Origin of the sequence: Rouxiella silvae (assembly GCF_002093625.1) — a bacterium.
Taxonomy (GTDB): domain Bacteria; phylum Pseudomonadota; class Gammaproteobacteria; order Enterobacterales; family Enterobacteriaceae; genus Rouxiella; species Rouxiella silvae.
On record NZ_MRWD01000016.1, the window covers coordinates 17,405 to 37,114 of the forward strand.

19 protein-coding genes are annotated in these 19,710 nt (G+C 51.4%); 8 read left to right on the plus strand and 11 right to left on the minus strand.

Annotation, left to right across the window (positions count from 1 at the left end; translation table 11 throughout):
- Positions 1-23: 23 nt before the first annotated feature.
- Positions 24-452 carry a heat shock protein HslJ gene (gene hslJ, locus BS639_RS08425; protein ID WP_084982827.1) on the plus strand — a complete coding sequence of 143 codons (429 nt, stop codon included), beginning with the start codon at positions 24-26 and terminating at the stop codon, positions 450-452.
- Positions 453-457: 5 nt separating this feature from the next.
- On the opposite strand, the gene BS639_RS08430 is transcribed toward hslJ, so the two are convergent.
- Entirely contained in the window at positions 458-736 is a 279-nt protein-coding gene (locus BS639_RS08430; protein WP_084982828.1) for a putative hemolysin, read from the minus strand.
- Between the two features lie 246 nt (positions 737-982).
- On the opposite strand from BS639_RS08430, the gene BS639_RS08435 reads away from it, so the two are divergent.
- Both BS639_RS08435 and BS639_RS08440 read left to right on the plus strand, forming a co-directional pair.
- Positions 983-1,639 (plus strand): MgtC/SapB family protein, encoded by a 657-nt coding sequence (locus BS639_RS08435; RefSeq protein ID WP_084982829.1) that lies wholly within the window; start codon positions 983-985, stop codon positions 1,637-1,639.
- A gap of 244 nt (positions 1,640-1,883) precedes the next feature.
- Complete coding sequence (locus BS639_RS08440) at positions 1,884-2,903, plus strand: hypothetical protein (RefSeq protein WP_084982830.1); 1,020 nt, start codon at positions 1,884-1,886, stop codon at positions 2,901-2,903.
- Between the two features lie 66 nt (positions 2,904-2,969).
- On the opposite strand, the gene BS639_RS08445 is transcribed toward BS639_RS08440, so the two are convergent.
- Positions 2,970-4,295: an alginate lyase family protein gene (locus BS639_RS08445; protein WP_084982831.1), complete on the minus strand. Its 1,326-nt coding sequence runs from the start codon at positions 4,293-4,295 to the stop codon at positions 2,970-2,972.
- Between the two features lie 296 nt (positions 4,296-4,591).
- Between BS639_RS08445 and ttcA the strand changes: the two genes are divergently transcribed.
- Positions 4,592-5,518: a tRNA 2-thiocytidine(32) synthetase TtcA gene (gene ttcA / locus BS639_RS08450; RefSeq protein ID WP_084982832.1), complete on the plus strand. Its 927-nt coding sequence runs from the start codon at positions 4,592-4,594 to the stop codon at positions 5,516-5,518.
- 116 nt (positions 5,519-5,634) lie between these two features.
- Here the strand turns inward: ttcA and BS639_RS08455 are convergent, their stop codons facing one another.
- The 5 genes from BS639_RS08455 to BS639_RS08475 form a co-directional block, all read right to left on the minus strand.
- Positions 5,635-7,233: an ABC transporter ATP-binding protein gene (locus BS639_RS08455; protein ID WP_084982833.1), complete on the minus strand. Its 1,599-nt coding sequence runs from the start codon at positions 7,231-7,233 to the stop codon at positions 5,635-5,637.
- Complete coding sequence (locus BS639_RS08460; RefSeq protein ID WP_084982834.1) at positions 7,226-8,044, minus strand: ABC transporter permease; 819 nt, start codon at positions 8,042-8,044, stop codon at positions 7,226-7,228. Before BS639_RS08460 ends, BS639_RS08455 begins: the two co-directional genes overlap by 8 nt.
- Positions 8,045-8,067: 23 nt before the next feature.
- Positions 8,068-9,057 carry an ABC transporter permease gene (locus BS639_RS08465; RefSeq protein ID WP_084982835.1) on the minus strand — a complete coding sequence of 330 codons (990 nt, stop codon included), beginning with the start codon at positions 9,055-9,057 and terminating at the stop codon, positions 8,068-8,070.
- Between the two features lie 28 nt (positions 9,058-9,085).
- Complete coding sequence (locus BS639_RS08470; protein ID WP_173882077.1) at positions 9,086-10,630, minus strand: ABC transporter substrate-binding protein; 1,545 nt, start codon at positions 10,628-10,630, stop codon at positions 9,086-9,088.
- A 104-nt stretch (positions 10,631-10,734) separates the two neighbouring features.
- Entirely contained in the window at positions 10,735-11,640 is a 906-nt protein-coding gene (locus BS639_RS08475) for a homocysteine S-methyltransferase family protein (RefSeq protein WP_084982837.1), read from the minus strand.
- A gap of 206 nt (positions 11,641-11,846) precedes the next feature.
- Here BS639_RS08475 and BS639_RS08480 point away from each other — a divergent pair, with 206 nt between their 5' ends.
- Positions 11,847-12,065, plus strand: coding sequence for a hypothetical protein (locus BS639_RS08480; protein WP_084982838.1), 219 nt, complete (start codon positions 11,847-11,849; stop codon positions 12,063-12,065).
- 226 nt (positions 12,066-12,291) lie between these two features.
- Here the strand turns inward: BS639_RS08480 and zntB are convergent, their stop codons facing one another.
- Complete coding sequence (gene zntB / locus BS639_RS08485) at positions 12,292-13,275, minus strand: zinc transporter ZntB (RefSeq protein WP_084982839.1); 984 nt, start codon at positions 13,273-13,275, stop codon at positions 12,292-12,294.
- Positions 13,276-13,660: 385 nt separating this feature from the next.
- Here zntB and BS639_RS08490 point away from each other — a divergent pair, with 385 nt between their 5' ends.
- A complete protein-coding gene (locus tag BS639_RS08490; RefSeq protein ID WP_084982840.1) occupies positions 13,661-14,086 on the plus strand; it encodes a hypothetical protein in 426 nt (141 codons plus the stop codon).
- 104 nt (positions 14,087-14,190) lie between these two features.
- Here BS639_RS08490 and ycjG read toward each other — a convergent pair whose 3' ends face one another.
- Entirely contained in the window at positions 14,191-15,171 is a 981-nt protein-coding gene (gene ycjG, locus BS639_RS08495; RefSeq protein WP_084982841.1) for an L-Ala-D/L-Glu epimerase, read from the minus strand.
- A 328-nt stretch (positions 15,172-15,499) separates the two neighbouring features.
- On the opposite strand from ycjG, the gene tpx reads away from it, so the two are divergent.
- Complete coding sequence (gene tpx / locus BS639_RS08500; RefSeq protein ID WP_084982842.1) at positions 15,500-16,003, plus strand: thiol peroxidase; 504 nt, start codon at positions 15,500-15,502, stop codon at positions 16,001-16,003.
- 122 nt (positions 16,004-16,125) lie between these two features.
- On the opposite strand, the gene BS639_RS08505 is transcribed toward tpx, so the two are convergent.
- A complete protein-coding gene (locus BS639_RS08505) occupies positions 16,126-17,364 on the minus strand; it encodes a protein-disulfide reductase DsbD family protein (protein WP_084982843.1) in 1,239 nt (412 codons plus the stop codon).
- A 24-nt stretch (positions 17,365-17,388) separates the two neighbouring features.
- Positions 17,389-17,952, minus strand: coding sequence for a peroxiredoxin (locus BS639_RS08510; protein ID WP_084982844.1), 564 nt, complete (start codon positions 17,950-17,952; stop codon positions 17,389-17,391).
- A 234-nt stretch (positions 17,953-18,186) separates the two neighbouring features.
- Here BS639_RS08510 and proP point away from each other — a divergent pair, with 234 nt between their 5' ends.
- Positions 18,187-19,689 (plus strand): glycine betaine/L-proline transporter ProP, encoded by a 1,503-nt coding sequence (gene proP / locus BS639_RS08515; RefSeq protein WP_055772485.1) that lies wholly within the window; start codon positions 18,187-18,189, stop codon positions 19,687-19,689.
- Positions 19,690-19,710 lie beyond the last annotated feature (21 nt).

Sequence of the window (19,710 nt, forward strand, 5' to 3'; positions counted from 1 at the left end):
TGGAATGTTCTTCAGGAGAGAAGATGAAAAAACTAACTATGCTAGGCACCCTATTGGCCGCCGTTGCCATCAGTGGTTGTAGCGTTCAGTCGGCCGAACTGACGGCAAAGGATCTGCAACACCATCGCTTCGAGCTGCTAACACTCGACGGTACGCCGGTTATCGCGCAGCACGGCGGGAAACCGTCTATCGAGTTTGGCGAGAAAATGCATGTATCCGGCGCGATGTGCAATCGCTTTATGGGTCAGGGGCAACTCGAAAATAACCTATTGACCGTCAAGCAGTTGGCGTCAACGCAAATGATGTGCTCCGACCCCCTGCTTAATAAAGGCGATCAGCTGATAGGCGAGATGCTACAGAAAGGGGTTAAAGTCAGTCTGCAGTCAAATCAACTGACGTTAACCGAAGGCCCACACGTGCTGGTGTATCGCGCCAAAGAGTGGGTGAACTAAACGCTTTAGCTACAGGTGCCACTCATCACGGCGGACTCTGCGCATCGGCGTCCGTTAGTCATTTGGCACATGCCCACCGAACTGCCGTCGAGTTGACGGGCAAGCTGAAGGCTGCCGCCGGCCAGAGAACAGGCTGCGGCAGCAGGACCGCCCGCGTTCAGGTTACGGTGGGCTATATTGAAGCTGTTACCCTGCTGGGGAACTTCTGCTGTTTCTTTATTGCTGCTGCATGCAGCTAAAATCAATGTGGCGCCAGCCAGTAAAAATCGTAACGCAGCTCTCATCAACCCTGCTCCCGGATGATTATTTTGATAATTCGAACGAATGTCATCATAGCCGAGCTTTTCTGCTGACGTCGAGTACTGAAAAGAAGTAAATAGCCACTTTTCTTAAAAATTTATATCCAGAAACAGATTATTTCTCTTTGTTATTCATTCTGCTCATAAAATACCCTGCCATTAACCCGAAATTCTTATTAAGTCACAGAAAACGTGGATTGGTGATGGAATAATAAAAAGGGAGGAAAAACTATGCTTACAGATTTTTTACTGCGTATTGCGCTGGCAGGCGTGCTGGGTGGGTTAATCGGCATTGAGCGCCAACTGCGCGCTAAAGAGGCCGGGCTACGCACTCACATATTGGTGGGCATCGGCAGCGCGATGTTTATGATTGTCTCAAAATACGGTTTTGACGACATTCTGAGCCAGACTCACGTCAGTTTTGACCCCAGCCGCGTGGCGGCTCAGGTGGTTAGCGGCATGGGGTTTCTCGGCGCCGGGACTATTATCATCCAGAAGCAAGTGGTCAAAGGCCTAACAACCGCCGCTGGACTATGGGTGACCGCGGCTATCGGCTTAGTCATTGGTAGCGGTCTGTATGAGATTGGCGTTTACGGTGCATTTTTAACACTCATTGTCCTTGAGGTGTTTCGCCAAATCAGCAATCGTCTTATCGGCCACCATCATTTGATTGAAATTCGACTGAAACCACAAAGCGTGCCACTGGTGTTAATTGCGCTGCAAAAAATGCGTATACGACCAGGCCATATAAAAGTCAGTCAAAAAGACGATGACGATACCAAATGCGACCTGGTCATGGACGTGGTGCTGTCTCCGCGCCAAAAAATAGAAACGTTATATGAAGCAATTATGTCGGTCGACGGTATTAAGCGCGTCGACGTGAATTAATCTATAACTCACCCCAACGAGAAAGGTAAGCTTATCGACTGGCTTACCTTGGCTCACTAAAACATCACACATTTAAATTAATATAAATAAAGTTGTCAATTCCGCTTAAACACATCAATAAACTCAGTTATCTCTTGATAACTTTCCGCATATTAATACACAATCAAAGTCAACCCTTCAAAGACATCACACCTCACGGAAAATAATGACTTTTCGGGAATGAAACAACAAAGGATTTTGAATAATGGAAATTGACTCAGTCTCTCGAAAAATAAACACGCCAATATTGATACCTAGCACCGTGGCTCTGCAAACATCAATGCCAGCGAATATACAGGTCACAAACTCATCACAGCTTGCGGCGTCCTTTCAGGCCTCAGAAGCGGTGGTACAACCCTGTAGAATAAAGTCTGATTACAATATAATGGTCATGCCAGACCACTCGTCCCTAATGACAACGCTTCGCGAAGTTAAAAAAGAAGTCAGCCAGTTTGTAGAATCCCGACGCCTTAACAATACAAAAACTGACGTCATTTACTGCTTTGATTATGACGACACGTTGGTTACCAGAGATTTTGCCCCTGAATATAATTATACCAGTGTAGTTAAACTTTTATTTACCGGTGTGAAAGATGAAAATGCCAATGCGAACTTAACCGCTGCGATTAATACTGCCGTTGCGAATTTACCTAAGACTGCAATTGCGAGCGAGATTGAGTCTAAAATTGCCACCGTTACCGCGACTTGGAAACGTAAATGGGATGAAATTTCTGTGGCAACTGCGGAAATACTTAAAGACACCGTGAAGGACAGCAGCTATAACTGTATTATTACCGCCCGCGAGTCCAGTAGTGATCTCACGAAGATCCAGGAATTTTTAGATGAAATGAAAGTTAGTGACATTTTCCCTAAAGAGTCATTACTGTTTTCAGATGACACATCTGTTACTGAGCTTGAGGGAAGTCATTCTAAATACCAAAAAATAGCATTAGATAGAGATATATTTGAATACAATGAAATATTGACCGATAGAGGGATTTATATCGTTGGCAGTGCTAACAAGGGACTTGTCATCAAGGAGATTGCAGAAAGTTACAGTAATAAAAACGCCACACCGATTAAAGATATCCTCATCGTCTTTCTAGATGACCGGAAAAAGCATCATAACCAGCTCGAAGCCGCGATTGGCAGTATGGAAAACGAAAAACCGACTGTGCTTTCTGTTTCCATGCCACCGGACTGGTCCGACACGCGGGGGCTGTAGCCGCATCGACTTCAGCGATGAAATGAACATATATTGGGCAGCCTATCCACTGCCCTTAGTCACCGATTATTCAGCCCACAAGGGCAGCGAGGTTAACCAAGTTTCTCTCTGCGCCTCAATTGTTGCTCCACGCGTCGCGTCTTTATGAGCCTTGGGCTGCGTCTCTTTATTCCCGGCCTTGCCGTCGTTAGCCAGTCTGTCAGTGAATAGATAGTTAGCAGAGCGGATCTGCTGCTGATATCGATTCTGTCCTGTGCCGTTATCCGCCCATGAAAGCAGCGGCACCACACGCACACCAATCTGGTCAAGGCTCTTATAAGGCCAAGGCTTGCTGCCGTTGACGTACTGCGCCATAAAATCTAATGACTTAAGCACCCCGCCGCCGTTGGCCGTGTGATAATTCCACAGGTCCTGCCCGTTTTCTTTTGCCACTGTCGCCAGCAGACTGATGGCCTGTAGATTGAAATAGCTGTAGTGGAAAGAGCGGGTTCGCGCCAGCTCAAGCGGCTGAGTTCCGTCAGGTTTAAGCTGAGTTTCGAGCTTGTTCTCCGTCAGCGCCACCATTTTTTTGATAAGGTCTGGCTCGTCGAGATACCAGGCGATGCCTGCAACCTGCGTTGCATACCAGTTGCCGTGGTTATTCTGGGCCTTACTCTCTTTAATCGCCAGCGGGCTGGTTTGCAGCCACTGAAGATACTGCTGCATCCACCGGTGCATGGCGTCATCATCATGAGCCGACCATGCGGCATTACCGCGCAGCATCAGCAGTGAATCGACGATGCGGGTGGAAAAATAGCGCCCGTCGAGCACCCCGTCGTGTCTCCCTGAGGTAATACCCGGCACGCCCTGCGCATAGTTGAGATTGGGGTTCATGCGCGTACTGGGGACAATAAACCAGGCGCGCAGCAGGTTGGCGGCTTTATCGGCATAACGCTGCTGTCCTGAAAAGTACCAGGCCAGCGTGAGGTCCTGCACCCGTGCAGTGAAGGTGGCCAGCCGCACGCCATCACTTTGATTATTTTTGCTCGCCGGATTGACGTGGCCATCACGTCTGACCCACGGCAACCCATCGGCCTTACTGGGGTCAGCCCACCAGTAAGCACTGAGGCTAAGGTAGTCATGTTTGCTGCCGCTCGGCGGCGTCATGCCTTTATCCATCACGCTGAGGCTCGGCTGTTTAAGCGCAGAGTCGGCCGAGGCAATCAGCCTTTTATAAGCTGCCTGCGTGGGCACGGTTGCTTTGCCCTGTTCAAGCAACTGCTTCACCTGCTGCAACTGATTGGCCTGCATAAACGCCAGCGCATTTGGGCCAGCCTCGCTCGCCAAGGCTGAGTCTGTGCTTAACAACGCTAAACATGTCACTACGATTTTAACTTTATGATAATGATTCATTGTCCGCCCTTTTACCGATTAGCCTTTTTACCCACGATAACCATTCATCAATCATGACGATGCAGCATTTTTAACCTTTCCGCTAGCCTCAAGGGAACGGGGGCAATCTTAGAGCAAGGATATTAAGGGTAACGAAACGTTAAATGCGCCACGGACTCACCCTGTAAAACGTGTTGGCTTTCACCCGCGTAATCCGTAACATACACGCCAATTAACTGCATGCTGGACTTTGTGGGCGGGCGTCACTCCTCCCTTGCCGCACCGGTGCCCCTTTTTAGATTTTGAGTGTCGAATTAATGTTTGAAAAACAAGAAATTACCAAAAAAGATCAGGTCAACCTGAACAAACTACAAAAGCGTCTGCGTCGTGACGTCGGCAAGGCAATTGCAGACTTTGGCATGATTGAAGAAGGCGACCGCATTATGGTCTGCCTGTCAGGTGGCAAAGACAGCTACACCATGCTGGAAATTTTACGCAATTTGCAGCAGAGCGCGCCGGTCAATTTCTCGCTGATTGCCGTGAATCTTGATCAAAAACAGCCTGGTTTCCCGGCGCATATTCTGCCGGAATATCTTGAGCAGCAGGGCGTTGAGTACAAGATTGTAGAAGAGAACACCTACGCCATCGTTAAAGACAAGATCCCCGAAGGCAAAACGACCTGCTCACTCTGCTCTCGCCTACGTCGCGGCATTCTATACCGTACGGCTACCGAGCTGGGTTGTACTAAAATTGCGCTGGGCCACCACCGCGATGACATTCTGCAAACGCTGTTCCTGAACATGTTCTACGGCGGCAAGCTGAAAGGAATGCCTCCTAAGCTAATGAGCGACGACGGTAAACATATCGTTATTCGTCCACTGGCCTACTGTCGTGAAAAAGACATCGAGCGTTTTGCGATTGCCCGTGAATACCCGATTATTCCTTGCAACCTGTGCGGCTCACAGCCCAACCTACAGCGTCAGGTGATTGGCGACATGCTCAAGGACTGGGATAAACGCTACCCTGGCCGTATCGAAACCATGTTCAGCGCGATGCAAAACGTGGTGCCTTCGCATTTGAATGATACCAACTTGTTCGACTTCAAGGCGATTCACCACGGCGGTGAAGTGATTGACGGCGGAGACTTGGCTTTTGATCGCGAAGATATCCCGTTACAGCCGGTAGGTTGGCAGGCTGAAGATGATGCAGTTGTTGAACGTCTGGATGTCGTACACATTAAATAACACTGAAATACAGCGCTGATAAACGAATGATTTACAACGTTTAGACGGCCTGAAAATTCAAAAAAACGCGCCGAAAACTCAACGTTTGGCGCGTTTTTTATGACCAGCACGCTTCCTTAAGCATGCTGCTCCTGTAGCCAACCGACGCGCATTTCTGGCACCGAACGCAGCAGTTCACGGGTGTAACTGTCCAGTGGTTCTGCCAGTGTGTTAAACACTGAACCGTTGCGAACGATTTCCCCTTTAAACAGCACGGCAACATCGTCGGCCACCTCACGCACCACCTGCAAATCGTGAGTAATAAACAGGTATGATATCCCTGTTTGCTCCTGAATCTGTCGCAGCAGCGCCAACACATCGCGGGCCACCAGTGGATCAAGCGCCGAAGTCGGTTCATCACAAATAATCAGTTTTGGCTCAGCGGCCAACGCCCTTGCAATGCAAACACGCTGTTTTTGCCCGCCGGATAGCGCAGCCGGATAACGCGCTGCAAGTTCACTGTTAAGCCCTACCTGTGCCAGTAGCTCTGCTACGCGCGCCTCACGCTGTTTACGATTGAGTGAGGTAAAACATTCGAGCACGCGGGAGACTTGCCTGCCGATCATCTCTTTGGGATTCAGCGCGGTATCAGGAATTTGATGAATAAGCTGAATATCTCGCAGCTGTTGTCGAGTGCGGGATTTTAGACCGGCGGCCAACGGCTGATTGGCGAGGCTTACGCTGCCGCTTTCCGGTACATGCAGGCCACAAATGACCTTGCCCAACGTGGATTTTCCCGATCCTGATTCACCAATTACCGCTAGCGTTCTGCCACGAGAAAGTGACAGTGTGACATTTTTCAGCACGGGCTGATGATGATAGCGCGCACTGATATTGTCGATACGCAGCAGTTCAGGCTGATTCATCGGCATCGGCTCGCGATGTTCACCCTGCGCATTGAGCAGGCGTCGTGTATAGTCCTCAGCCGGTGAGTTTAACAGTTGCTGGGTCGGTGCATGCTCAACAGTTTTGCCATGTTGCAGCACCATAATTCGGTCACTGATTTGCGCCACCACCGCCAAGTCGTGAGAGATATAAATTGCCGCCACGCCGGAAATACGGATAACGTCGGCAATCGCCTTGAGCACGCCGAGCTGGGTGGTGACATCTAACGCGGTGGTCGGCTCGTCAAAAATAAGCAGTTCAGGGCCTGCGCACAGTGCCATGGCAATCATCGCCCGCTGTAGCTGGCCGCCGGAAACCTGATGCGGATAACGCTGATAAAACTGTGCCGGGTCCGGCAGCCCCAACTGACTGAAAAGCGCAATCGCTTTAGCCTGAGCCTGCTGGCGCGGCAAAATGCGGTGTTTCAGCGTTGCCTCAATAACCTGCTCACCGAGGGTAATTGCTGGGTTAAACGACGCCCCCGCAGACTGGGCAACGTAGGCTATTTTTTTGCCACGAATCGTCCTCAGCTGCCGCGGCGACTGGCGATTCAGACAGGTATCTTTAAACTGAATTTTGCCAGACTCAATGCGCATACCGTCGCGACAGTGGCCAAGTATCGCTAAACCAATGGTCGATTTACCGGCACCGGACTCACCAATCAGGCCCAACACTTCTCCCGCCCGCAGGTCGAAGGAGACATTGTCGACCAATCTACGCTTCGCCTTATCGGCTGAAACTACCACCAACTGTTCAACGCACAGCAGCGGAGCCTGTTTAGCATCAGCCATGATGGCCTCCCCAGGAGCGTGATGTACCGCTCATTAGCCAGTCGGCGACTGCGTTAATCGCCAACGCCAGGACTGCAATTGCACCACCAGGAACCAGCGCGGCCCAGACGCCAAACAGAATACCGTCTTTGTTATCACGCGCCAATCCGCCCCAGTCCGCCGTCGGTGGCTGAATACCCAGCCCAAGGAATGAGAGCGCCGAAAGAAACAGCAAAATAAAGATAAAGCGCAGGCCAAATTCGGCAATAAGCGTTTGCAGGGCGTTAGGCAAAATCACCCGCCAGAGGATCCAAACAAGGCTTTCACCGCGCAGTCTGGCGACATCCACAAACTCCATAATGCCAATGTCCACCGCCAACGCACGCGCCACCCGCAGCACGCGCGTTGACTCCAGCAAACCCAACACCAGCGTCAGCGTCAGAATGGTTTTCGGCAATACCGCCAACACGATCAGTGCAAAAATCAGCGTCGGGATAGCCATCACAATATCGTTGAGGCGTGAAATGGTCTGATCAAGCCAGCCCCCGCTGACGCCGGCAATAAAGCCGAGCGTGCAGCCAACGGCAAAGGCCAACAGTGCCGCTAACGTGGTCACGCCAAGCGACACGCGGGTGCCCCAAATCATGCGCGACAGCAGGTCGCGTCCCAAATTGTCGGTGCCGAGACGCAGCGTCGCGTCTGGTGCCTGCCAGGCCATGCCGATGACTTTATCTGGCGCATACGGAGCCAGCCAAGGGGCAAAAATAGCAACCAGCACAAACAGGGTCAGCCCTATCAGTCCTAAAATTGCCGTGGGTTTTAATGCGGGCATCTAAACAATTCCTTGGGTAGCGCTTAACGGCTGTGGCGTAATCGCGGGTTAGCGACCAGCGCCAGTACGTCGGCCAAAAGATTCAATAAAATATAAATTCCCGCCAGCAGCAGCGCACAGTCCTGCATCACAGGAATATCGCGCTTGCTGATGCTGTCGACCATGTACTGCCCCAAGCCAGGATAAACAAATACGTTTTCAACAATAACCACCCCAACCATTAAATAGGCCAAGTTGATAGCGACCACGTTGATGATAGGCCCCAGCGCGTTGGGTAACACGTGACGCCAGAGAATACGCGCAGGCGTTAATCCCTTGAGTAGCGCAGTGTCAACGTAGGCAGCACTTTGTGCGGCAATAAGCGCCGCGCGGGTCATGTTGCTCATGTGCCCGACAATCGCCAGCACCAGCGTGGCGCACGGCAGGGCAATCGCTGAAAGTCTGGCCGAGAACGACATCGAGTCTGACAGCGTACTGTTGCTCGGTGCCCATGCCAGCGTAATGGCAAATATCAGAATCAACAGATAACCGGAGAAAAACTCCGGCAGCGCCACGGCTGCGCGTGCTACACCATTGAGCAGGGTATCGATGATCCCCCCTTGATAGCGCACTGACAAAAATCCTATCGCCAGCGCCAATGGCACGGCAATCACTGCGGTACATCCGGCTAAAAATAGCGTATTCCCGAGGCGGGTAAACAGCGGGCCAGCAATGGCCTGACGGCTGGTGTAGCTAATGCCAAAATCACCGTGCACAATTCCCGCCAACCAGCTTAGGTAGCGACCCACGGCAGGCTTGTCGAGCCCCAACTGAAGGTTGAGTTCTCGAATGGCATCCGGCGTTGCGGTTTGTCCGAGAATGGCGGTGGCAGCATTGCCCGGCAACAGCTGTACGCCAATAAATATCAGCACCGACACGGCCAATACCATCAACAGGCCGTAGCACAGACGCAGCGCAACAAGGCGTAGCAAAGAGGAACGGCCCAAAGGCCGTTGCGTAGTAAGTTCCGACATGACGTTTACCTGATCTCTATCCCGCGTATTAGCTTTCAATCCAGACTTTCTCTGCCGCACGGTTGCCGCTTAATGGCATGCCGGGAATAGACGTAAAGCCTTTAATCTTGCTCGAGCAGCCGTCTAGCGCGTCGGCGTAAAGCGGGATAACTTCACTGCCCTGGTCCACCAGCATCACCTGAATATCATGATAAATCTGCTTGCGCTTCGCTTCGTTGGCTTCTCCGCGCGCGGCTTTCACCATCGCGTCGAAGGCCGGCACGTGCCAGGCGGACTCGTTCCACGAGGACTGGCTGGTGAACACCAGCGACAGCATGGCATCGGCGGTTGGACGGCTGGCCCAGTTGGAAGAAACAAACACTTTCTTCTGCCAGGTATCGTTCCAGAAGGCATCGTCCGGCACGTGATCCACCTTGATATCGATGCCGGCCTTCGCCGCCGACTGTTGATAAAGCTGCGCCGCATCGACCGATCCCGGGAAGCCAGCATCAGCGACCGAAAGCGTTAATGGACCGCTAAATCCTGACTTTTTCCAGTGGAAACGCGCCTGGTCTGGGTCATAGGGGCGCTGTGGAATGTCTGCGGCGAAATAACGATTCGACGGGAAGAAGGGATTATCATTGGCCACGCTGGCAAAGCCGCCGAGCACGGTATCAATAATCTGCTTGCGGTCAATGGCGTATTTAAGTGCCAGACGGCCGTCCACGTTGTTGAAAGGTGCAAGATTAGACAGACCAGGGAAGGTGTAAATCGCACTGTCTTTCGCACGCACCAGTTGAATGTTTGGCATGTGCTGAATGCGACCCACGATACGAGGATTAACGCGGTTAATCAGCTGCGCCGAACCGCTGACCAAGGCCGCGACGCGTGCAGTTGAATCATTCATGGCCAGCGTTTCTACAGAATCAACGTGTCCGCGCGCACTGTTCCAGTGGTTAGGATTGCGTTTGGTTAGCGTCGAGACGCCCGGCTGGAACTTCTCAAGAATAAATGCGCCGGTGCCGATGCCTTTATCAAAGCTTTCGTTTTCGGCGGTGATAACAAAGTGCACCGCACTCAGTAGCCAGACGAACTCAACGTCCGGCGAGTTCAGCTTAAGGGTGACTTCATGGTCTCCGCTAGCCGTAATTGACTCAACCGGCTCGAGATAGCCTTTAACGGGCGAGGTCGACTTCTCACCGCGGTGGTGGTTGAGCGAATAAACCACGTCTTTAGCGCCCAGTGTGCGTCCGTCATGGAACTGTACGCCTTGGCGGATTTTCAGCACCCAAGTTTTACTGTTATCGGAGGATGACCAGGACTCGGCCAACGAAGGTGCCAGCTCGGCCTTCTCATCAATTTCGACCAGGCTGTTAAAAATTTGCGAACCGACGAAATACATGTAGGTTTCAAACCAGAATGCCGGGTCAAGCCGGTCAGTGCTGGAGGCGTTATCAACGCCGACAACCAGATGACCGCCCTTTTTAGGCACAGCCGCTTCATCTGCAAAGGCGTTTGAAAACGGCCACAGTGAGCCGGTTGCCGCAGCAATGGAAATTGCCCCTGCACTTTTGATAAAAGAACGACGATCTATCATGAATGTTTCCCTTAGCGAGGGATGCCCCTCTCTATCTCAGCTATTTCAAAAAATGCCTTAATATTGTCTGTATAAAGACATAAAACACTTTCTGGATATTATTATTTTGCGCTAAGCGCCTGACTCAGCGCAGCAATGTGCTCCGGCCCGATACCGCAGCAGCCGCCAATCATGGTGGCTCCCGCCGTTACCCATTCTTCAGCAAAGCTCAAATAGCCCTGTGGATCGGTATCTTTACGCATTTCACTCAGGCCTTCGTTAGCGCCGCGTTTGTTGTCAGAAGGCTCAAAGGCGTTGGCATAGACGCCAATTTCGAGCTGTGTACTGTGCTGTTTCGTCACGCGGCTCGCCTCTTTTACCGCGCTGGCCATCACTTCTGGGCGACTACAGTTGAACAACACCGCGTGCGCCTTTAATCGCAATACCGCGTTCACCGCATCAGTAATCGATTCACCCGAGCGCAATCGTGCCGCACCCTGCTCGTCTAGACTGTCTTCTAATGTAAACGACAGCCACAGTGGCCGGTTGTCGTTGCCCAACGCTTCTCGTATCAACTCAACTTCGGCCACTGAACTTTGCGTCTCGGCCAGCCAATAATCTACGTATGGACTGAGCTGAGCCACCAGCACGTCGAGCAGCGCACGTGCCTTTATGGGTTCAAACAGGTCTGGACGATAGGAGCCGAGCACCGGCGGCAGCGAACCGGCTACTTTAACCGGTGATGGCGAGGCCTCTGCGGCTTCTCGCGCCAGTTTTCCTGACAGGGCAATTAATTCTGCACCGCGCCGTGCAAAAACCTCGTCGCTGACGTGGAACGGCACTACGGCATAGCTGTTGGTGCTAATAACCTGAGAACCGGCAGCAATAAAGGCATCGTGCGCCTGTCGAACGAAGTGCGGTGCCTCCATTAATGCCAGCGCGGACCACTCTGGCTGACGAAACGGTGCGCCCATTCGAGCAAGTTCACGGCCCATACCGCCATCAAGTATCACAATGTTATTATTCATCTTTTGTTGCATTATCCGCGTTTAGCCTAAGCCGTTAGGATTCGTTTAATATTGGACACTCTACAAAACGAACGTATGGATGTCTAGATATCTTTATGGATAAAAGGAGTAAAGCCTGAAGGGAGATACGCAGTCTCTGCAACTGCGCTAACACTGGGTTTGCGAGAGAAAATTCTTGGCTAAATCTGAGGGTTATAAGTCAATAAATGATAATAGAACACAATGGGGGCGTGGTTGGAAATGTCGCTGCTAGTCACCCCTCTCAGTGCTGCCTCTGTATTTCGTCAACGTCTTTCGTTGAAAACGTCGACCACAATGCCAATCAACGCGCTGAAGTTGCCTCTTTTTGGGTGATCCGTTTGATCAAGCATGACCCAGAGACGCTGATCGGCATGCTGTTCAATCGGATGCTCAGCGTTGATTAACAGGAGTGTAGGAGATTGATATTTTGCTCGTAAAAAGTTGCGCTAAATCAATGTCGACTGACCCTGTTTGGCGCAGTATTCATATCGCAGGTGAATGCAACGTCAAGCGATGGGCGTTGTGCTCCATATTGTCTTATTTTAGAATTATTGCATAGCGTAATTGATTCGAATAATGCCGGTCTTTGACCGGCTTTTTTTTATGCAATTCTCATACACTACGCAATGATTACAACCACTTGCTGCGCTTCATCCACCACGCAACACCGCCAACCAGAATTACCAGCAAAGCGCAGAACACCGCAAAGCTCAAGTGATTGCTGGCTCCTGGTATGCCGCCCAAATTGACGCCAAATAGCCCGGTCAGGAAGGTGGTGGGCAAGAAGACCATCGCCAGCAGCGACATAGTATAGGTGCGGCGATTCAGCGCGTCGGCCATCAGTGAACTGATTTCGTCAGACAGCACCGCCGTGCGCGCAATGCTTGAATCTAAATCATCAAGCCCGCGTCCCAGACGGTCAGAGATTTCCTGCATACGGCGGCGCTCGTCGTCAGTCATCCAGGGAAAACGCTCACTCGCCAATCGGGCAAACACGTCACGCTGTGGGGACATGTAGCGACGTAGCACGATCAGTTGCTTACGCAGTAACGCCATTTGTCCACGCTCAGGCACCTGCTGCTCCAACAGGGCGTCTTCAAAATCGATGATTTTATCGTGCAAATCTTCAATAAAATCGCTGGTGTGATCGGTCAGCGCATCACACATCTCCACCAGCCAGCTGCCCGTATCCGTTGGACCGGTTCCCTGCTGCATATCATTGATAATTTCATTCATCGAAAACACTTTGCGATGACGCGTAGAAACAATCATTTTATCGGTGAGATACACACGAATGGTTACCAACTGATCAGGGCGCGCATTGGCGTTAAGATTGATGCTGCGCAGCGTAATCAACGTGCCGTCGCCCATGCGCAGAACTTTAGGCCGAATACTCTCACCGGCCAAGGCCTCACGCACACTGTCGGGTAAAACCGGCGTACTGTTAATCCATTTTTCGCTGTTGGGCATGGAATAGTCGAGGTGCAGCCAGCAGGGTTTAGCAATACTGGCTTCGCAATTCGTGTCAATCTCGCTCACGCCACCTTTGCCGTCGAGCTGATACGCATAAACTGCGTCAGAGACCTGTAGTTCTTCACCCTTAATCACGTCCACGTTATTCCTCACTTTCTCTTCTCAATAATATAAGTCTAGCGTTAACTCTTTGAAGCTCCAACACATCGGTTTTAAAAGCGTACCATTGCAGTAACCGATTAACGGACTAATAATGACACGCAGGCCCGATGAAGATGTGTGTGCACGGCGTAAGAGTGTTTCAAGATGTGGTCACTGTCGATAAATTTTTGCGGGCAGCCATTTTTAAGATAACGGCGGGTCAGTTTTGAACAAAATTAATGTTTAAAACCGCGCCGGGCATAGGCTGACATACTTTCTTGCATTGAAGAAATAGACGCTGAGACATGAATTCATACACTACGCTAACGAGGCTTCACGCTTTTGCAAACATAACGCCCCCTTTTACATCAGGTTAAATAACAAAATGAAAAAAATGCTTCTGTCACTGTTGGTTATTGGGTCTATGACCAATGTGGTACATGCCGCTGATATGATTGGTGATTACACGGCGGCGGGTTATACCCACTGCGGTGGAATGAAGGTGCTGACCAGCGCGATCGCCAGCGATGACACTATGGTTATGCAGATTACCGACCCAAAAACCAATGCTTCGCAGATTTATTTCGGCAACCGCACTGCTGATGAGAGTGACAAGGTGAAGTACACACTTTCTTCGTATAACGCAGACACTAAAACCTTCACACCCGATCCCTCCAACACGGTGATCAAATTCGGCATTAATGAAAACTCCGCGGGCACCAAAGGTGCTGAGCTTTATCAGCTCACCATGGCGGGCCAGGTTTATACCTGTTCGCCTTACACCGTATTTGATCCGTTGGCCAAGAAGTAATTTTCCACATTTAAGCCATTGCACCCAGATCAATAGACAACCCCTCACGCCCCGTTGCTACAAGCGCCGGGGCTTGATGTTTTATACGCTTCAGCGCCGATCGTTTAATCGCCGGTGGCTTGTAAATCGATCACCCCGCCGTGAAACGCCAAGCCGGGCACCACGTCTTTTTCAAGCCAGGTAGGCCCATCAAGGTCGATAAACTTTGCCCCTTCCGTTAACGGCAGTGCTGCGCGCACCGCGCGTGAAGTGCACAGCATGCAACCGAGCATAATCTCCAGCCCACTTTCACGGGCAGCGGCTGCCAGCTTTAACGCGGCGGTCAGCCCGCCTGTTTTATCCAATTTAATATTAACCATCTCATAGCGACCGGCCAGCAGCAGTACGTCCTCAGCGGTATGACAGCTTTCATCGGCGCAAATAGGCAGCGGATGAATAAAATTTTCCAAACCTTCATCCTGACCGGCGGGGAGCGGCTGTTCCAGCATTAGTACGCCGAGGTCGGCTAACAGCTGGCAACGCGACGCCAGTCCTTCGCTTTGCCATGACTCGTTGGCGTCAACAATCAGCGAGACATTGGGTACCGCTGTGCGGATTGCGACCATGCGTTCGGTAATAAAATGATTATCGAGTTTAATTTTGAGCAGCGTTGCGCCGTTTTGCTGATGAGCAATGGCGGCCTCCGCCATTGCCTCGGGCGTGTCCACGCTCAGCGTTTGCGCCATACTGATTGAGGCCGCGGGATGCGTGTCAGTAAGCTGCCACAAGGTTTCACCGCTCTGCTGCTGCTGTAAATTCCACAGTGCCGAGTCCAGGGCATTTCGCGCCGCGCCTGCGGGCAAAAGTTTTTCTAGCGCATCACGTTCAGCGCCGTTTTCAATGCTCTGACTCACTGAGTCCAACTGGGCCATTACCGAAATTTCACTTTCACCAAAATGCGGATACGGCGTGCATTCACCGATACCCACTACCCCGTCCTGTTCAATTTCGACCACAATAACACGCGCTTCACTACGACTGCCGCGTGCGATAACAAACGCCGTATGCAGCGGCCAGGCTTCAGGATAAAAGCGTACGCTTCTCATTCACTACTCCATCAAAACGCCGTCGGGCAAGATGCAGCGAGGCTTTGATCATTATAGTCGAGGGGTTTTGATATTCCGCTCGAACCCCTTGTTACGTTTATTTTTATCGCCTCACCCGTTTGAACTGAACCCCACGAGCAGGTTCATGCAGACACTGGGGTGGTGGCTGGCGAACGAACCCGCGAAAACGGAAAGTTTCCAAGCTGTAAATTGGCCTTTTAAAGACCCGATTGTTAACTTAAACTTGAACTGATTGAAAAACCCATACTTTTGCAACAAAGTGCCTGTAAACTTGAGCACTCTTGCAACATCGCATTAAGGATAAATCATGACTCAGACCGTACATCTTCAAGGCAATCCTGTTAGCGTTGCCGGTCAGTTGCCGCAAAAAGGCGACGTCGCTAAGCCGTTTACGCTGGTCGCTAAAGACTTGTCAGACGTTGCGTTGAGCAGCTTCGCCGGTAAACGTAAAGTCCTGAATATTTTCCCAAGCGTTGATACCGGCGTTTGCGCGGCGTCCGTGCGTAAATTCAACCAGGTAGTTGGCGAACTCGATAACACTGTGGTGCTGTGTATTTCTGGCGACCTGCCTTTCGCACAGTCTCGTTTCTGTGGCGCAGAAGGCCTGGCTAACGTGGTGACCCTCTCCACCCTGCGCGGCGAAGATTTCAAATCAACCTACGGCGTTGCTATCACCGACGGCCCTCTGGCTGGCCTGACATCGCGTGCAGTTATCGTGCTCGATGAGCAAGATAACGTGCTGCACAGCGAACTGGTGGGTGAAATCACCGACGAACCAAACTATGACGCTGCCATTGCCGTTCTGAAATAATTAATTTTACCGACTATCAGGCCCCGCCATTCGGTGGGGTTTTTTTATAGATTATTTCCGCTAAGTTTGACGAGCACAGTGTCAACAAGGCGTATGACCGCAGGTTTTCATATTCCTGCCCTTCACGATTTAGTCCCGTTTTGCGTCGCGTGATCGAGTGCGGAAATAACGATGCTCGGCGTCAGCACTTGGGGTAGCACGACCGGCTTGCCACCGTCTGCGGGGTAGACCACATAAAGAGGCAATCCACCGCGGCCAAAGTCACTCAGCGCCTGCTCAACATCCGGATTATACTTGGTCGAATCCGCGACCATATAAATGGTATCCGTGCGCGCCATAGCCGCTTTAACGGCCTGAGTTGACAGCGAAGTTTGTTCGTTTACCTGACAGGTAATACACCAGGAAGCAGTGAAGTTCACCAAGATTGGCTTACCCTGCCCCTTTATAGCGTCTACGTTTTGCGGTGACCATGCCACGGCGGCGGGGGCGACAGACGCCTCTGCCACGTCAGGTGAACCGGTGGCCGTTTTAAGATTAGCCAGCGGTGGCACGATCAGTAAAACGAATACGGCAGTCGTCATATGCAGTGCCCAGTGGCGTCGACCCCGCATACGGCGTTTTTGCGCCATTCCGTAAAGCCAGGCGGCAAAACTTAACAACAAACAACAGGCCAAAATGGCCGCCAGCGCGAGCTGTCCGCCCTGCTGTTCCAATACCCAAATAAGCCAAGCCACGGCTCCCAACATCGGAAACGCCAGACCATGCTTGAGGGTCACCATCCAGGCACCGGGTGCGGGCAAAATTCGCGCCAGCAGCGGAAAAAATGAAATCAGCGTAAAAGGGGCAGCAAAGCCCAGCGCCAACGCAATAAAGATGATCAGACTGACTGCCGGTGGCTGAGTTAACGCATATCCCACGGCGCTGGCCATAAACGGTGCGCTGCAGGGAGTAGCAACGATAATCGCCAGCGCCCCAGTCAGCGCCGAGCCTGTCAAACCGCCTCGCGCGCCGCCCACTTCCCCTACCTTTTGCACCGAAAGCCCCACTTCAAACAGTCCAAAAAGGTTGAGCGCCGATGCCAGCATCACTAACGCCAGCAGCGCAATCACCAGAGGTGATTGCAGTTGAAAACCCCAGCCGACTGCCGCGCCACCGGAGCGAGCCAGCAGCAGCACGCCCGCCAGCAGCAGCATGGTCACCACTACGCCAAACAAAAAAGCCAGGCCTTCCGCTCGGGCCTGAGCCGGTGTGTCGTGGTGGCGAATCAGGCTCAGCGCCTTGAGTGAAATCACTGGAAACACGCACGGCATCAGATTGAGGATAATCCCGCCCAGGAAGGCGGCGGCAATGGCAGTCAGCATAATAAACCTACTTAAATCTTGGGGTTAAGCCGGATTGGCCTGACGATACTTTTTGACCGCGTCCATTGCTTTCTGAATATGTGCGTCCGGATTTTTATCGGTATAGCTGAGCAGAATTTTGCCGTCCGGCGCAATCACGTAAGAGGTTCGGTCGGAAAGAGTGTTGCCCTTGGCCTGCATCGTGTTTTTATATTCGGCCGCCACTTTCGCGCCAGGATCTGCCGCCACGGTGAATTTATCGCGACACTCAAGCTGTGAGAATTTATCAATCTGTTCAACGTTACCGGCGGTCACGCCAATAACTGTGGCACCCTGCTTTTTAAATTCGTCGGTGGCTTCAGCGAAGTCGTGCGCTTCGAGCGTACAGCCTGCGCTGAACGCGGCTGGGAAGAAGTAGAGCACGACCGGCCCTTTTTGCAGCGCCTGCTTCAGTGAGAAGGTGGTTGGCTTACCGGCCAGTGCAGCTTTAAGTTCAAAATCAGGCGCTTTTTCACCCACCTGCAATGCGGCGAATGCGGAAGTGACGGGCAGAGCAAGTCCAAGTACAGCCGCCACTGCCAGCGTGCCCAGTGTGCTTTTCATACGCATGTTGATTTCTCCATTGTGAGGCAGGCGATATCGCCTGATGACCTTAACCATAGATTCAGTTGTTGCAAAGTAAAGTGGGCATTGGTGAATAAATATTTATATTTGGGACAGGAAGTTAACTTTTTTGCCTCCTTCGTTAAACCTCCTATAATACTTATGCTTAAGGCCGTGTATTCAGAGTAAAGTTTCTCCCGCTTAAAATTGTGGAGTGAGTTTAGACAAGGGAAGTATATGATTAAATTAAGAAAGAAACGCGTTAAACCGATGCATATCAATGACATTACGATCATTGACGATAGCAAGCTTAAAAAAGCTATCACCGCAGCGGCTCTGGGTAATGCCATGGAGTGGTTCGACTTTGGTGTCTATGGCTTTGTTGCCGTCGCACTCGGTCAGGTATTTTTCCCCGGTGCAGATCCGGGTCTACAGATGATTGCCGCGCTGGCAACCTTCTCTGTTCCCTTCCTCGTCCGCCCTCTCGGCGGTCTATTCTTTGGAAGGCTCGGTGACAAGTTCGGTCGCCAAAAAGTGCTTTCAATTACCATCATTATTATGTCGGTCAGTACCTTCTGTATCGGCCTGATACCTTCCTATGCCAGCATCGGTATCTGGGCGCCCATTTTGCTTCTGTTAGCCAAATTGGCGCAGGGTTTCTCCGTGGGTGGCGAATATACCGGTGCGGCCATTTTTGTGGCGGAGTACTCTCCGGACAGAAAACGCGGCTTCCTCGGCAGCTGGCTTGACTTCGGCTCCATCGCTGGTTTTATTCTTGGCGCAGGGGTAGTTATTCTGATCACTAGCATCGTTGGGGACCAAAACTTCCTCGATTGGGGTTGGCGTCTGCCGTTCTTTATTGCTGCACCGTTGGGTCTGATTGGAATTTATCTGCGCCACGCACTGGAAGAGACTCCGACCTTCCAGCAGCACGTTGATAAAATCGACAGCAACTCGCGTAAAGAGATTGCAGAACCGCCGAGAGTGTCGTTCCGCGAAATTTTCACCAAACAGTGGAAAGCATTGATTATCAGCGTAGGTATGGTGATCGCGACCAATGTCACCTATTACATGCTGCTGACTTACATGCCAAGCTACCTGTCACACAGCCTTCACTACTCGGAAGACCATGGCTTGCTTATCATTATTGCCATCATGGTCGGTATGCTGTTCGTACAACCGTTTATGGGGCTGCTGAGCGACCGCTTTGGTCGTAAGCCGTTTGTGATTATCGGCAGTATCGGTCTGTTTATTCTGGCAATTCCGTGCTTCATTTTGATTCAAAGCAACGTGATTGGTCTGATATTCCTCGGTCTGCTTATCCTTGCCGTGTTGCTCAACTGCTTTATCGGCGTTATGGCCTCCACGCTGCCCGCGATGTTCCCAACCAACATTCGCTACAGCGCGCTGGCTATTGCCTTCAACATTTCGGTGCTGGTTGCTGGCCTCACGCCAACGATTGCCGCCTGGCTGGTTGAAGCGACCAACAACCTGTTTATGCCTGCGTACTACCTGATGGTGGTTGCCGTTATTGGACTTGTTACCGGTGTTTACATGAAGGAAACCGCCAACAAGCCGTTGAAAGGGGCAACGCCTGCGGCGTCTGACAGAGCGGAAGCAGTGGAAATTTTGCAGGAGCATCATGATAATATCGAACAGAAAATCGAAGATATCGATGCACAAATTGCGGAACTACAGGGTAAAAGAAAGAATCTTATCGATCAGCATCCTGAAATTAACTGATTGCTGATGTTGGCAGACGAC